Origin of the sequence: Sphaerisporangium corydalis (assembly GCF_025506355.1) — a bacterium.
GTDB lineage: Bacteria > Actinomycetota > Actinomycetes > Streptosporangiales > Streptosporangiaceae > Sphaerisporangium > Sphaerisporangium corydalis.
In genome coordinates, this window is the sequence record NZ_JANZYP010000050.1 from 21075 (window position 1) to 35607 (window position 14533).

The following is a 14533-nucleotide window of genomic DNA, read 5'->3' on the forward strand; positions in this document are numbered from 1 at the left end:
TTCCGGTCCTGGTCCGGGCCATGGCGGGGACCGCCCGGCAGGCCGCGAGGCCGAACTGGCATAAACGGCGTCAAGTCACCTCCGAGGTCGATAAAGTCGTGCCATGTCCGAACCTCAGATTGACCCTGCGGGGAACACCCAGCAGTTCAAGGCCTTCGCCCAGCGCCAGGAGCCCGAGGCCGTCGCCCCGAAGCGGTCCTTCCTGGTGCCCGGGATCGCGATCGCCGCCGCCGTCATCGTCGTCGCCGTGGTCGTCTTCCTGCTCCTGCGGTGACGCCCCTCCCGTAGGGCATCTCCTCGGTATCACCGGCAGGTGGCGTCGCCCTCCGGTTTCGCGTGACCACTCGAAGGCGCCAGCGCCGGCCGCCCGCACGCCGCCGGTGCCTTTCGTATGCCCGAAATAACGTGATATGTCTCGTGAATGGACTGGACCGGAACGTCCGCTGCGCCGTAATTTAGACGTCAGGTCCAATACGGGTGGGAGAGGCCATGACGATCGCGGACCCCGGGATCACGATCATCGGCTCCGGCTTCGCCGGCCTGTGCATGGCGATCAAGCTGAAGCAGGCGGGCTACCACGACTTCGTCATCCTGGAGAAGGCGCCCGACCTCGGCGGCACCTGGCGCGACAACACCTACCCCGGCTGTGCCTGCGACGTCCCCTCCCCCCTGTACTCCTTCTCGTTCGAGCTCAACCCCCGCTGGACCCGGCTGTTCGCCCCGCAGCGGGAGATCTGGGACTACCTGCGCGCCTGCGTCGCCAAGTACGGCCTCGCGCCGCACCTCCGCTTCGGCACCGAGGTCAGCGCGCTCGCGTACCTGGACGGGCCGGGCCGCTGGCAGGTGAGCACCGGCGACGGTGCCACGTTCACCACCAACGCGGTCGTCTCCGGCACGGGCGGCCTGCACGTCCCCTCCCTCCCGGAGATCCCCGGACGCGACACCTTCGCCGGCCCCGCCTTCCACTCCGCCGCCTGGGACCACTCCTGCGACCTGACCGGCAAGCGCGTCGCGGTCATCGGCACCGGCGCCTCGGCCATCCAGTTCGTGCCGGAGATCGCCCGCAGGACCGGGCACCTGACCGTCTTCCAGCGGACGCCGCCGTGGATCCAGCCCAAGCCCGACCTCGCCTTCTCCGCGCGGATCCGGAGGATCTTCCAGACGGTGCCGCTGGCGGAACGCGCGCTGCGCGACGCGATCTACTGGCTGCTGGAGACCCGGGCCCTCGGCTTCACCGTTGACCCCCGCCTGATGAAGGCGCACCAGATGATGGCCGAGCGGCACCTGGCCGCGCAGGTGCCCGACCCGGACCTGCGCGCCAGGCTCACCCCCGGATACACGATCGGCTGCAAGCGCATCCTGCTCTCCGACGACTACTACCCGACGCTCGCGTGCGATGACGTCGAGCTGGTGACCGACGCGATCACCGAGATCCGCGAGCGCTCGGTGGTCGACGCGACCGGCCGCGAGCACCCGGTGGACGTGATCGTCTACGGCACCGGCTTCAAGGTCACCGAGGCGCTGGGCGATCGGAACATCGCCGGCAGGAACGGCCTGAAGATCCAGGAGGCCTGGCGGGACGGCGTCGAGGCCTACCTCGGCACCTCGGCGGCCGGGTTCCCCAACCTGTTCTTCCTGCTCGGCCCGAACACCGCGCTCGGCCACACCTCGGTCGTCTTCATGATCGAGGCGCAGGTGCGGTACGTGATGTCCTGCCTGCGCCTGCTGTCGGCGTCGCGGGCGCAGGCCATGGACGTGCTGCCGTCGGCCCAGCGGGCGTACAACGACCGGCTCCAGGAACGGCTGGAGCGGCTCGTGTGGTCCGAGGGCGGCTGCGTGAGCTGGTACCTCGACGACCAGGGCAGGAACCGCACTCTGTGGCCCGGCTTCACCTTCGAGTTCTGGGCCAGGACCCGCACGGTGAAGCCGGAGGCCTACGAGCTGATCCGCCGGCGGTGAGGCCGGGACGGCCTGACCGCCGGCGGAGCTGATCTTCTAGGGGCGCGAGGAGAGGACCAGCGCGCTGCCGCCGCCCCGGCGCGCCGGCTCCGCGACGGCCTGGACCTTGCCCCTGCCGAGGAACTCGAGGCCGGTGGCCGCGCCGATCTCGCCGACCGGCGGCCCGGGGGCGATCACGAAGGTGTGCCCCTTGGCGGTCAGCTCGGCGCCGTAGCGGTCGATGAAGGCCTGCTCGGCCTGGGTGGCGGCGGCGTTGCGCTGGCTCGCCCTCGGCGCCGCGACCGCGTCGGGCAGCGACATGCCGAGCTCGAAGCGGTTGACGAGGATCTGCAGCACCGTCGTGATGATCGTCGCGCCGCCCGGCGAGCCCACCGCCAGCAGCGGCTTGCCGTTCTTGAGCACGATCGTCGGGGCCATGGACGAGCGGGGCCGCTTGCCCGGGGCCGGGAGGTTGGGGTCGCCGGGGGCCGGGCCGAAGGTGAAGTCGGTCAGCTCGTTGTTCAGCAGGAACCCGCGCCCGGGGACGACGATGCCGCTGCCGCCGGTCTGCTCGATCGTGATGTTGTACGCCGCGACGTCGCCCCAGCGGTCGGTCACCACCAGGTGCGTGGTCTCGGGTCCCTCGGGCTTCTCGGCGCCGTCCTCGCCGGGCTTGGCGGCCGGGTCACCGGTCAGGGGCGTGCCCTCGACCTGGCACCCGTCGTAGGAGCCGTCGGGCGAGCCGGGCGCGGCCGGGTTCGGCATGGCGACGTCGCCGATCAGGCAGGCCCGCTCCTTGGCGAACCCGTCCGACAGCAGGCCGCCGAGCGGCACGTCCACGTAGGCGGGGTCTCCCACGAACGCGTTGCGGTCGGCGAAGGCCAGGCGGGAGGCCTCCAGGTACTCGTGTCGGCCGACCTTCGGGAGCGCCTCGAGGATGTTGAGCGCCTCCCCGACCGTGGAGCCGCCGGAGGACGGCGGCGGCATGCCGTACACGTCCATGCCGTTGTAGCCGGTCTTGGCGGGGGCGCGTTCCAGCGCGCGGTAGGCCTTCAGGTCGGCGGCGTCCATCAGACCGGGGCGCGCGACGCGGGTGGAGCCCGGCTTGAGCGGCGGCGCCTTGACCGTGGCCACCAGCTCCTGCCCGAGCCTGCCGTCGTACAGCCAGTCGCCGCCGCGCCGGCCGAGCTCGCGGTAGGTCGCGGCCAGGTCGGGGTTGCGGAACACCGAGCCGATCGGCGGCGGTGCGCCGTTCGGCAGGTAGAGGGCGGCGGTGGAGGTGAAGTCCGCGAAGCGGGCGGCGTTCTGGTCGGTCTGGTCGTAGAAGGTCTTGTCGACGACGAAGCCGCCTGAGGCGACGTCGATGGCCGGCTGGAGGGCCTTCTTGAGCGAGATGGTGCCGTAGCGCCGCAGCGCCAGCTCCCACTGCGCCACGCTGCCGGGCACGCCCACCGACAGCCCGCTGGTGACGGCGTCGTTGAACGGGATAGCGGCGCCGTTCTCCTGGAAGGCCGTCTCGGTCATCGCCCGGGGGGCCTTCTCGCGGCCGTCGATGGAGACGACCTTCCCGCGCCTGGCGTCGTAGTAGACGATGAACCCCCCGCCGGCGAGGCCCGCGGAGTACGGCTCGGTCACGCCCAGTGTGGCGGCGCCGGCGACGGCCGCGTCCATGGCGTTGCCGCCCTGCCGCAGGACCGACAGGGCCGCCTTGCTGGCGTCGAGGTCGACGGTGGCGACGGCCCCGCCGTACCCCTCGGCGACGGGGGTCTTGGCGGGCCCCCCGTGGCCCTGGGTGGTGACGGGCCGCTCCTGGTCGCCGGGGGCGGCGGCCGTCTGAGCGGCCGTCTGGGCGGTCGCGGGCGGTATGACGAGCGCCAGTGAGGCGGTGATCCCCGCGAGGGGCACGGTCAGGCGGCGAAAGCTCATGCGGACCTCATTCCTCGATCGCACCAGCATTGACTCACAGCATCACAACAGTGGTCAATTACCGGGAAAATGACCGGATGCGGTCAGATCATCGGGGCTCGCGCGCGGGGGGCGAGTGACCGATCGTAACGCACCGTGCCCGCCGCCTGGTCAGGCGGATACGACGAGCATCGTAGGCGCCACTGCCACGCTCGGCCGATGCGGTACTCCGGCGCCCTGACGTACCTTTCGTAGGTGCGCATGAAACGACCCCACTGGTTCGACTTCACGCTCCCCCTGGCCGTGATCGTGGTCCAGGTGTGGGGTTCGGCCGGAGCGCAGAACGCCCAGGTCCACCCCGGCGACCCGAACAGCCGGATCCCGCTCGACGCCCTCGGGTTCTCGCTGCTCGCGGCCGGGCCGGTCGGGCTGCTGGTCCGCAGGACGCGGCCCGTCGTGGCCCTGTGCGTGGCGGCCGTGGCGACCTGCGTGTACGTCGGCGCCGGGTACTCCTACGGGCCGGTGTTCGCCAGCCCCATCATCGCCCTGTTCAACGCGGTCCAGACCGGTCACCGCCGCGCCGCCTGGAGCGTCGCGGGCGCGGTGTACCTGTTCTTCGTCTGCTACACTACGTGGCTGGTGCCCGCGCACCAGGGCTGGCTGCACCAGGCGAGCATCGGCGCGATCATCCTGGTCGTGCTGACGGCGGCCGAGATGGCCCGCGCCCGCCGCGAGGAGCGCGCCGAGCGCGAGCGGGTGGGCGAGGAGGAGGCCAGGCGGCAGGCGAGCGAGGAGCGCCTGACCATGGCCCAGGAGCTGCACGACGTGCTCGGGCACAGCATCTCCCTCATCCACGTGCAGGCGTCCACCGCCCTGCACCTCATCGACGAGCACCCCGAGCAGGCGCGCACGGCCCTGGCGACCATCAAGCAGGCCAGCAAGGACGGGCTCACCGAAATGCGGTCGGTGCTCGGCGTGCTGCGCGACGGCGCCCCCCGCTCCCCCACGGCCGGCCTGGACCAGCTCGACGAGCTGGTCGCCCGCGCCGGGCCCGACGTCACCATGGAGACGGCGGGCGACCCCCGTCCGCTGCCGCCGGGGGTCGAGCGGGCGGCGTACCGGATCATCCAGGAGTCGCTGACCAACGTGACCAAGCACGCGCCCGGCGCGCGGGCCACGGTGACGATCACCTACGGCGCGGAGGAGCTGTCGGTCCGCGTCGCCGACGGCGGGTCCACCGGCCCGGGGGCGCTCGCCGACGAGAACGGCGGCAACGGCATCCCCGGGATGCGCGAGCGCGCCGCCGCGCTGGGCGGCTCGCTGACCGCCCATGCCCTCCCGGCGGGGTTCCTCGTCGAGGCCCTGCTTCCCATCCCGCCCGTGGCGGGCGACGAGCCCTCCGAGGACACCGAGTGATCAAGATCCTGCTGGCCGACGACCAGGCCCTCGTACGGGCGGGCTTCCGCGCCCTGCTCGACGCCCAGGAGGGCATGACGGTGGTGGCCGAGGCCTCCGACGGCGCCGAGGCCGTCAGGCTGGCCGGGCGGCACGGGCCGGACGTGGCCCTGATGGACATCCGCATGCCGGGCATGGACGGCCTCACCGCCACCAGGAAGATGCCCGCCGAGGTCAAGGTCATCATCCTGACGACCTTCGAGCTGGACGAGTACGTCTTCGAGGCGCTCCGGGGCGGGGCCAGCGGTTTCCTGGTCAAGGACACCGAGCCGGCCGAGCTGATCCAGGCCGTGCGCGTCGTCGCGGCGGGCGAGGCGCTGCTGTCCCCGAGCGTGACCCGGCGGCTGATCGCCGAGTACGCCTCCCGTGCCAAGGAACCGCACGTCACCAGCGGTCTTGACCAGCTCACCGACCGGGAGCGTGAGGTGCTGACGCTGGTGGGCGCGGGGATGACCAACGACGAGATCGCGGGGAGCCTGTTCATGGCGCCCGCCACCGCCAAGACCCATGTGAGCCGGGCGATGATGAAGCTCCAGGCCCGCGACCGCGCCCAGCTCGTCGTCATCGCCTACGAGTCGGGCCTGGTCAAGCCCGGCTGGCTGTGAGTTCCGGGCACTGACCTGATCTTGACCGTGTCGGTTCGGCAAGGCGACGACCTGCATTGATTACTCTAAGTAGTCGATAGTCACGTCAAGCAGTCAGTGACTGCCTCTTCGCCCAGCACAGCCGATCATGAGAAGGCCGCGATGAGAATCCGCTCCACAGCGAAGGTCATTGTCAGAACGCGGAGAACCGTACGGGGACTCCAAGCAACGTTGATCGTCCTCAGCGCGCTGGTCACGATCTCTCCGGCGGCGCAGGCCGGGACGGCCGCCCCCCGGCCGCGGCCGGTGAAGGTGACGACGGGGTCCCCCCACGGCATCCCCGGCCAGTACATCGTCCAGCTCAAGCCCGGAGCGAGCCCGTCGGACGTGCTGATCCCGGTGGGCGTCCGGCCCCTGCGGGTGTACCAGCACGTGTTCTCCGGGTTCGCCGCGAAGATGACCCCCGCCCAGATCGCCTCGATGCGCCTGCGCCCGGAGGTCGCCGCGATCGAGGAGGACGCCTACGCGTACGCCCTCGACCCGCTCCCGGCGAGGAAGGGACGCTCGTCGGCGCCGACGACCTCCTGGGGGCTCGACCGCATCGACCAGCGCAACCTCCCGCTGAGCGGCACCTTCACCACCTCGCGCAACGGGACCGGGGTCACCGCCTACATCATCGACAGCGGCATCGACGGCGCCAACTCCCAGTTCACCGGCCGGATGACCACCGGTTACGACGCCGTCAAGGACGGCCAGGGCACCAACGACTGCCTGGGGCACGGGACCATGGTGGCCGGCATCGTCGGCGGCCTCACCTGGGGGGTGGCCCGCAATGTGAAGCTCTCCCCGGTCCGGGTCCTCGGATGCGACGGCAGCGGGGCGTTCTCCGGGATCATCGCCGGTTTCGACTGGGTGGCCACGCACGCCGTCAAGCCGGCCGTCGCCAACGCCTCCCTCGGCGGGTCCCGGTCCGACGCGGCCAACGCGGCGGCCACCGCGCTCGCCGACTCCGGGGTGTTCGTCAGCGTGGCGGCCGGCAACAGCACCGAGGACGCGTGCACCATCTCCCCTGCGAGCGCCCCGAGGGTGCTGTCGGTCGCGGCGTCCTCCGAGAGCGACTCGTTCGCCTCGTTCAGCAACTACGGCGCCTGCGTCGACGTGATCGCCCCCGGCGTCAACATCACCTCGGCCAAACGGGGCGGCGGCAGCGTCTCGGGGAACGGGACCTCGTTCGCCTCACCGTTCGTGACCGGCGTCGGGGCGCTGTTCAAGCAGCTCTACGGCGACAAGTACCCGACGAGCAGCGTCCTCGCCTGGCTCATCGGCTCGGCCACCTCCGGTGTCGTGTCCAGCGTGCCCGACAAGACGCCGAACAAGCTCCTCTACACGGGCGGGCTCTGACCCCGCCGGCCACCGGCGCCCCGGCGGCGACCGCCGCCGGGACGGCCCTCCCCCGGCCCGCCGTGACCGGTTCTGACCAGCGGGTCAAACGCGTTCCGCCGGACGGCAAGAAGCTGTCGATTATGTTCCGTCCCCTTGGAGCACATGCGACTCTGTCCCCCATGACGTGGTGGCATGGTGAACCGGAGGCGGCGGTCGCGTGGCCCGCCGTGCCGATGCCCCGTGCCCCTGAGCCGTTCCCCGACGAATCGAGCGAGGACGACCTGCTGGGCGCTGCCCAGGCCGGTGACACGGGCGCCGCCCACCGGCTCGGCCGCCTCTACGCCCTGCGCGGCGACCGGTCGGCCGCGCGCCACTGGTGGGAACGGTCTGCGGGAGCCGGGAACATCGACAGCTCCTACAACCTCGGCATCTGGCACGAGAAGCACGGCAGCCCCGACGAGGCGATCACCTGGTACGAGGTGGCCGCCGGGGCCGGGGACGCCGAGGCGGCCGTCAACCTGGCCACCCTGCTGCTGGAGCAGCGGGGGGACGTCCGCGGCGCCCGCCACTGGTTCGAGACCGCGGCCGGGGCCGGGTCGCGCCCGGCGGCGCGGCGGCTGGCCCTGCTCTGCGAGGACGTCGGGGACGGCGCCGCCGCCCGCGACTGGCACCACCGCGCCGCCTCCGCCGGGGACCTCGCCTCCGCCCACGACCTCGCGTTCATGAGCTACGCGGCGGGCGAGGAGGGACAGGCCCGTGGCTGGTGGGAGCACGCCGCGCGGGGCGGGCACGCCGACGCCGCCTACTACCTCGGGCGGCTGCTGCACGCCGACCGCGACCCCGAAGGCGCCGAGACGCTCTACCGGCTGGCCGCCAAGGTCGACCACCCGGCCGCGTCCTCCCAGCTCGGCAGGCTCGCACTCGCCCGCCGCGACCTGCGCACGGCCCGCGCCTGGTTCGAGCGGGCCGCCCACTTCGGCCGGGTCGAGGACCAGCGCATGGCCGGGTTCGTCTGCGTGGAGCTGGAGGACCCGGGCGCGGCCAGCCACTGGTTCGGCCGCGCGGCGGCCAGCGGGGACCCTGAGTCGGCGTACAACTTCGGGCTCCTGCTGATCGCCGAGCACAACGACCTGCGCGGCGGGCAGCACTGGTTCCGGCAGGCCGCCATGCACGGGCACCACGGCGCGGCGCTGGAACTCGGCACGCTACGGTCGGTCATCGGCGGCCCGGCGCCGGACCCGGCGCCGTGGAACGCCGACCAGGCTGTGCCGATGTGGGACCGGCCGGTGGAGCCCGAGCTGATCGCCCGTGCCGAGCTGGCCGTGGCGGCGGCGGGCCGGCGGGGCGGCGCCATGCTCCGCCTCACCGACCTCACCGAGATCCTCGGCACCTGGGACCTGCTCACCCGGCGGCTCAGGGAGCCCGTCGACGTGGCCGTGTGGCTCACCGAGAAGAGCGGCCTGCACGCGGGCGCCGTGGAGCACCTCGCCTCGGTGCGGGCGACGCTGCTGCGGCCCGGCACCGCGCCGTGGCCGGCGCCGGGCGAGATCGAGCACGTCCTGGCCACGTCCAGGCAACTGCGCAAGCGCCTCGGCCTGTCCTGACCCGGCCCGCCTGGGGCCGGGGGCTGGTGCCGGGACCGGCTTCCGGCGTGGAATGGCCGCTCGGGCTCAGGCCAGCAGGTCGGCGACCTGGACGTACGGCAGGCCGTGGGCGTCGGCGACCGGCGCGTAGGTGAGCCGCCCGTCGTGGGCGTTCAGGCCGAGCGCCAGGGAGGCGTCGGCGCGCAGCGCCTCGTGCCACCCGAGGTCGGCCAGCTTCACCGCGTACGGCAGCGTCGCGTTGGTGAGCGCGTACGTCGAGGTGTTGGCCACCGAGCCCGGCATGTTGGCCACGCAGTAGAAGACCGAGTTGTGCACCTTGTACGTCGGCTCGGCGTGCGTCGTGGGGCGGGAGTCCTCGAAGCAGCCGCCCTGGTCGATGGCGATGTCGACCAGCACCGAGCCCGGCTTCATGCGCGAGACGAGCTCGTTGGAGACCAGGGTCGGCGCCTTGGCGCCCGGGATCAGCACCGCGCCGATCACCAGGTCGGCCTCCACGACGGCCTGCTCGATGGCGTACCGCGTGGAGACGATCGTCCTCAGCCGGCCCTGGTAGATCGCGTCGATCTGGCGGAGCCGGTCGATGTTGACGTCGAGGATCGTGACGTCGGCGCCCATGCCGACCGCGATCTGCGCGGCGTTCAAGCCGGACACCCCGCCGCCGATCACGACGATCTTCGCGGGGGCGACCCCGGGGACGCCGCCGGGCAGCACGCCGCGCCCGCCGTTGAAGCGCATCAGGTTGTACGCGCCCACCTGCGGCGCCAGCCGGCCGGCCACCTCCGACATGGGGGCCAGCAGCGGCAGGGACGAGCCGGTCTGCACGGTCTCGTAGGCGATGGCGGTGACCTTGCGGTCGAGGAGCGCGTCTGTGCACTGGCGGGACGCGGCCAGGTGCAGGTAGGTGAACAGCACCTGCCCCTCGCGCATCCGGTGGTACTCCTCGGCGATGGGCTCCTTGACCTTGAGGATCAGGCCGGCCTCGCCCCAGACCTGGTCCGCGGTGTCGAGGATCTTGGCACCGGCGAAGAGGTAGTCCTCGTCCGGGATCTGCGAGCCGAGGCCCGCGTCGCGCTGGACGTAGACGTCATGGCCGTGGCGGACGAGCTCGTGGACGCCCGCCGGGGTGGCGGCGACACGGTACTCGTGGTTCTTCACCTCGGCTGGCACGCCGATCTTCATCGCGAAATCCTTTCAGAATGGCTTGCATGATGGTATGCGGCAACCGCCCTACCAGCACAAACGCGGGTACGGCGCTACCAGCCCTGGGCGTCAGATGCGATTGGCGGCCTCGGTGAGGACGGTGCGGAGGATCGACTCGAACTGGTCGAACTCCTCGGGGCCGCAGATGAGCGGCGGGGCGAGCTGGATCACCGGGTCGCCCCGGTCGTCGGCGCGGCAGTACAGGCCGGCCTCGTACAGGGCCTTGGACAGGAAGCCGCGCAGCAGCCGCTCGGACTCCTCGTCGTTGAAGGTCTCCTTGGTCGCCCTGTCCTTGACGAGCTCGATGCCGTAGAAGTACCCGGCGCCTCGGACGTCGCCGACGATCGGCAGGTCCAGGAGCCGCTCCAGGGTGGCGCGGAAGACCGGCTCGTTCTTCTGGACGTGGGTGAGAATGTCCTCGCTCTCGAACAGGTCGAGGTTGGCCAGCGCGACCGCCGAGGAGACAGGGTGCCCGCCGAAGGTGTACCCGTGGGCGAACATCGCGTCGCCGGACTTGAAGGGCTCGAACAGCCGCTCGGAGGTGATCATGGCGCCGATCGGCGAGTAGCCGCTGGTCAGGCCCTTGGCGCAGGTGATGATGTCGGGGACGTAGTCGAACTTCTGGCCGCCGAACATCGTGCCGAGCCTGCCGAAGGCGCAGATGACCTCGTCCGAGACCAGCAGCACGTCGTACTGGTCGCAGATCTCGCGCAGCCGCTGGAAGTACCCGGGCGGCGGCGGGAAGCAGCCGCCGGCGTTCTGCACCGGCTCGACGAAGACGGCCGCGACGGTGTCGGGGCCCTCCATCTCGATGGCCTTGCCGACCTGGTCGGCGGCCCACCGGCCGAACTGCTCGGGCGACAGGCCGGGAAAGCCGGTGATCTCGTCGGCGCGGTAGTAGTTGGTGTTCGGCACGCGGACCGAGCCCGGCACCAGCGGCTCGAACTGCTCCTTGAACGCGGGGATCCCGGTGATCGACAGGGCGCCCTGCGGGGTGCCGTGGTAGGCGATGGCGCGGCTGACGACCTTGTACTTCAGCGGCTTGCCGACGGCCTTCCAGTACTGCTTGGCCAGCTTCCAGGCCGACTCCACGGCCTCGCCGCCGCCGGTGGTGAAGAACACCCGGTTGAGGTCGCCGGGGGTCAGCTCGGCCAGCCGCGCGGCCAGCTCGGCGGCCTTGGGGTGGGCGTAGGACCACAGGGGGAAGAAGGCGAGCTCCTGGGCCTGCTTGGCGGCGGCCTCTGCCAGCTCGGTGCGCCCGTGACCCAGTTGCACGACGAAGAGCCCGGACAGGCCGTCCAGGTAGCGCTTGCCGTGGATGTCGTAGATGTGGGCACCGTCACCCTTGACGATCGTCGGCACCTCGCCGGCGTCGTAGGAGCTGTGCCGGGTGAAGTGCATCCACAGGTTGTCCTGCGCTGCCTTCAGGACGGCGGCCGTGTCGGTTTCAGGTCGCGTCATAACTATCTTCCTCAGTGATCTCGACTGTCCTCAGTGTGCATGTTCCACGCCGGGGATTACAACTGGTTGCGTGGCGACACTATGCAAGAACTTCGGAATCCGCGATATCGCTATGTAACAACAACGAAATCCGTTTGGGGTGTCGCGGTTGTCACCGGACCTCAACGCCCGGCCGCACCGGACCCGGAGGCGCTCAGCAGGCGGTTCACCGGTCACGCACGACCCATCCGTCTGTGATGCAATGTGTCGAATCAGAACAGAGACGATGCGGGGAACAGATAGTCGTGACACCTGAGCAGATCGAGAACGCCGTCAGCGCCCAGATGCCGCAGGCGGTCGAGGAGCTGAAGCGGCTCGTCGCCATCCCGTCCGTCGCCTTCCCCGGTCACCCGGAGGAGCCGGTGCGCGCCGCCGCCGCCATGGTCGAGGAGCTGCTGCGCGGCGCCGGGCTGCCGGAGGTCCGGCAGATCCCGGTCGAGGGCAGCTTCCCGGCCGTGTACGGCGAGTCGCCCGCGCCCGACGGCGCGCCGACCGTGCTGCTGTACGCGCACTACGACGTGCAGCCCGCCGGCGACCCGGCGCTGTGGCGCACGCCACCGTTCGAGCCGACCCTGATCGACGGGGAGCTCTACGGGCGGGGCGCGGCCGACGACAAGTCCGGCGTCCTCACCCACATCCTGGCGCTGCGCTCCTTCCAGGGCGCCTTCCCCGTGGGGATCAAGGTCGTCGTCGAGGGCCAGGAGGAGTACGCCGGGGAGCGCCTCGAGGCCTACGTCGAGAAGAACCCCGACCTGTTCCGCGCCGACGCGATCGTCGTGGCCGACACGGGCAACCCGAGCGTGGGCGACGCGGCCGTCACCACCTCCCTGCGCGGCCTGGCCGCGTTCACCGTCGAGGTCCGCTCGCTGAGCGAGTCGGTGCACAGCGGCTCGTTCGGCGGCCCCGCCCCCGACGCGCTGGCCGCGCTGATCCGCATGCTCGCCTCGCTGCACGACGAGCACGGCGACATCCGGGTGCCCGGCCTGCCGCGCGGCGTCTTCCTCGGCGAGGGCCCCTCCGACGAGGAGTTCCGCGCCGTCGCCGGGGTGCTCGACGGGGTGGCGCTGACCGGTTCCGGCTCGCTGGCCGACCGCCTGTGGGCCTCGTACGCGATCACGATCACCGGCCTGGACGTGCCGACGGTGAAGGGGGCGATCAACGCCGTCCAGTCGGTGGCCCGGGCCCGCGTGACCGTGCGGGTCCCGCCGGCCGGCGACCCGGGCGTCGCCGCCAAGGATGTCGTGGAGCACCTCCGCCAGGCCGCGCCGTGGGGTGTGCGGGTGGAGGTGACCGACCAGGTGCTCGGCTCCGGCTACCTCGCCGACACCGGGGGCCGCGCCCGTGCCGCGCTCAACCGGGCGATGGAGCGCGCGTTCGGCAAGGCGCCCCGCGACATCGGCGCCGGCGGGTCCATTCCGCTGGTCGCGACCCTGATCAGGCAGTTCCCCGCGGCCGAGATCCTCCTGTACGGGGCCGAGGACGACGGCGCGGCGATCCACGCGCCGAACGAGCGGCTCGTGGTGGACGAGCTCCAGCGCGCGGCCACCGCCGAGGCGCTGTTCCTGCTGGACTACGGCACCCTCTGAGGACGCGCGCCCCGGCATGCCTGAGGGGCGAGCCCTGACGTACCTGAGCCCCCCGCGCACGAGGCGCGGGGGGCTCAGGCGTTCAGGCCGGATTACTGGTAGGTGATGTCGGAGGTGGAGTAGAGGCAGTTGGTGCCGTCCGCCCCGCTGCCGATCTTCTCGGGCTCGCTGCCCTTCGGCACGCCCTTGTACTTCTCGCAGATCACGATCTTCTTGCCGGAGTCGTTCTTGATGACGATGTTGGAGAACCTGGCGGTGTCGCCCCAGTTGGTGTTGATGCCCGCCAGCGTCTTGCCCGGCGTGGTCGCGGTGATGTTGGACAGGACCACGTCGCGCTTGTACGAGTTCGTGCAGTTGCCGCAGGCCCGGTAGAGCTTGCCGAAGTCGGAGACCTGGAAGTTCCTGATGTACATGGTGCCGGGACCGTTGTGCTGGAACACCTTGTCGGTCGCGGCCCTCGCCCCGCCGCCGTCGATGGTCATCGTCTGCGAGGAGGAGGTGCCCATGAACGTGGCGGCGTCCTCGCCCACGTCCTCCCACCACACGTTCTGCAGCGTGCAGGTGCCCATGCAGTGGACGCCGTCCGCCGCCGGGGAGCCGAGGATGACGTTCCGCAGCACGGCCCCGTTGGCCAGCTCGAAGACCGGGTCCTGGCTCTCGTCCTGCCCGCCGTCACCCATGGCGCCGCTCGCGTAGTAGCGCTTGTAGTTGCCGTCCAGGGTGCCCGAGACGTTGATCGTGCTGGTCACGGCCTGCTGGCCGTTGGCGGTCGGCCAGGATCCGGAGGGCGGGGTCGTGGGTGTGGGCGTCGGGGTGGTCGGCGGGTCGGTGGGAGTGGACCCTGAGGGGTTCAGCGTCCACTGCTTGGTGGCCACCGAGTCGCAGGAGTTCTGCTGGACCAGGGCGCCGGAGCCGGTGGAGTTGTCCTTGGTGTTCATGCACTTGGCGCCGTTGGCGTTGACCACGCGGTAGTTGGACCCCGACGCGGTCAGCGCCCAGGCCTGGGAGGAGGCGCCCGAGCAGCTCTCCAGCTCGATGGCCTTGCCCGCCGAGGTGCTCGCGTCCCTGACCCCGGCGCACAGGCCGCCGGACCTGAGCGTCACCCCGCCGCTCACGGAGGCGAGGGTCCAGGTCTGACTCGCGCCGGAATTGCACCCGGACTGCACGAGCTGGGCGCCCGAGGAGCCGCTGCCGGTCAGGCACAGGCCACTACCGGCGTTGACCAGGGTGTAGTTGCCGGAGGTGGGCGCCGCCCAGGCGGCCGGCGTCCCGCTGACGATGCCGCCCGCCAGCGCGACGCCGGCGGCCACCATCAGGGCGAGCACGGTGCCCGCCCTCCTTCTTCTCATGATCGGACTCACGTTGTGCGCTCCTTCGG

The 14533-nt window shown here is 71.5% G+C and carries 11 protein-coding genes; 7 read left to right on the forward strand and 4 right to left on the reverse strand.

The genetic code is table 11. The features are described 5' to 3' along the window. The first annotated feature begins 103 nt into the window (after nt 1-103). Nucleotides 104-274: a hypothetical protein gene (locus NYZ98_RS28630; protein ID WP_262846670.1), complete on the forward strand. Its 171-nt coding sequence runs from the start codon at nt 104-106 to the stop codon at nt 272-274. 215 nt (nt 275-489) lie between these two features. After that, the gene (locus NYZ98_RS28635; RefSeq protein ID WP_262846671.1) at nt 490-1959 is read left to right on the forward strand and encodes a flavin-containing monooxygenase; all 1470 of its coding nucleotides are present in this window, start codon (nt 490-492) and stop codon (nt 1957-1959) included. 36 nt (nt 1960-1995) lie between these two features. Here NYZ98_RS28635 and ggt read toward each other — a convergent pair whose 3' ends face one another. Further along, the gene (gene ggt, locus NYZ98_RS28640; protein WP_262846672.1) at nt 1996-3864 is read right to left on the reverse strand and encodes a gamma-glutamyltransferase; all 1869 of its coding nucleotides are present in this window, start codon (nt 3862-3864) and stop codon (nt 1996-1998) included. A 240-nt stretch (nt 3865-4104) separates the two neighbouring features. Here ggt and NYZ98_RS28645 point away from each other — a divergent pair, with 240 nt between their 5' ends. From NYZ98_RS28645 to NYZ98_RS28660, 4 genes are all read left to right on the forward strand, one after another. After that, nucleotides 4105-5259, forward strand: a complete 1155-nt coding sequence (locus NYZ98_RS28645; protein ID WP_262846711.1) for a sensor histidine kinase — start codon at nt 4105-4107, stop codon at nt 5257-5259. Then, entirely contained in the window at nt 5256-5903 is a 648-nt protein-coding gene (locus NYZ98_RS28650; protein WP_262846673.1) for a response regulator transcription factor, read from the forward strand. Before NYZ98_RS28645 ends, NYZ98_RS28650 begins: the two co-directional genes overlap by 4 nt. A gap of 210 nt (nt 5904-6113) precedes the next feature. Then, on the forward strand, nt 6114-7283 hold the full coding sequence (locus NYZ98_RS28655; protein WP_262846674.1) for a S8 family peptidase: 1170 nt from the start codon (nt 6114-6116) through the stop codon (nt 7281-7283). Between the two features lie 161 nt (nt 7284-7444). Beyond that, nucleotides 7445-8869 carry a tetratricopeptide repeat protein gene (locus tag NYZ98_RS28660; protein WP_262846675.1) on the forward strand — a complete coding sequence of 475 codons (1425 nt, stop codon included), beginning with the start codon at nt 7445-7447 and terminating at the stop codon, nt 8867-8869. Between the two features lie 66 nt (nt 8870-8935). Here the strand turns inward: NYZ98_RS28660 and ald are convergent, their stop codons facing one another. Beyond that, a complete protein-coding gene (gene ald, locus NYZ98_RS28665; RefSeq protein ID WP_262846676.1) occupies nt 8936-10048 on the reverse strand; it encodes an alanine dehydrogenase in 1113 nt (370 codons plus the stop codon). Nucleotides 10049-10138: 90 nt separating this feature from the next. Further along, the gene (locus NYZ98_RS28670; protein WP_262846677.1) at nt 10139-11530 is read right to left on the reverse strand and encodes an aspartate aminotransferase family protein; all 1392 of its coding nucleotides are present in this window, start codon (nt 11528-11530) and stop codon (nt 10139-10141) included. 284 nt (nt 11531-11814) lie between these two features. On the opposite strand from NYZ98_RS28670, the gene NYZ98_RS28675 reads away from it, so the two are divergent. After that, the gene (locus tag NYZ98_RS28675; protein WP_262846678.1) at nt 11815-13155 is read left to right on the forward strand and encodes a dipeptidase; all 1341 of its coding nucleotides are present in this window, start codon (nt 11815-11817) and stop codon (nt 13153-13155) included. Between the two features lie 92 nt (nt 13156-13247). Here the strand turns inward: NYZ98_RS28675 and NYZ98_RS28680 are convergent, their stop codons facing one another. Beyond that, entirely contained in the window at nt 13248-14516 is a 1269-nt protein-coding gene (locus NYZ98_RS28680) for a pectate lyase (protein ID WP_262846679.1), read from the reverse strand. Nucleotides 14517-14533 lie beyond the last annotated feature (17 nt).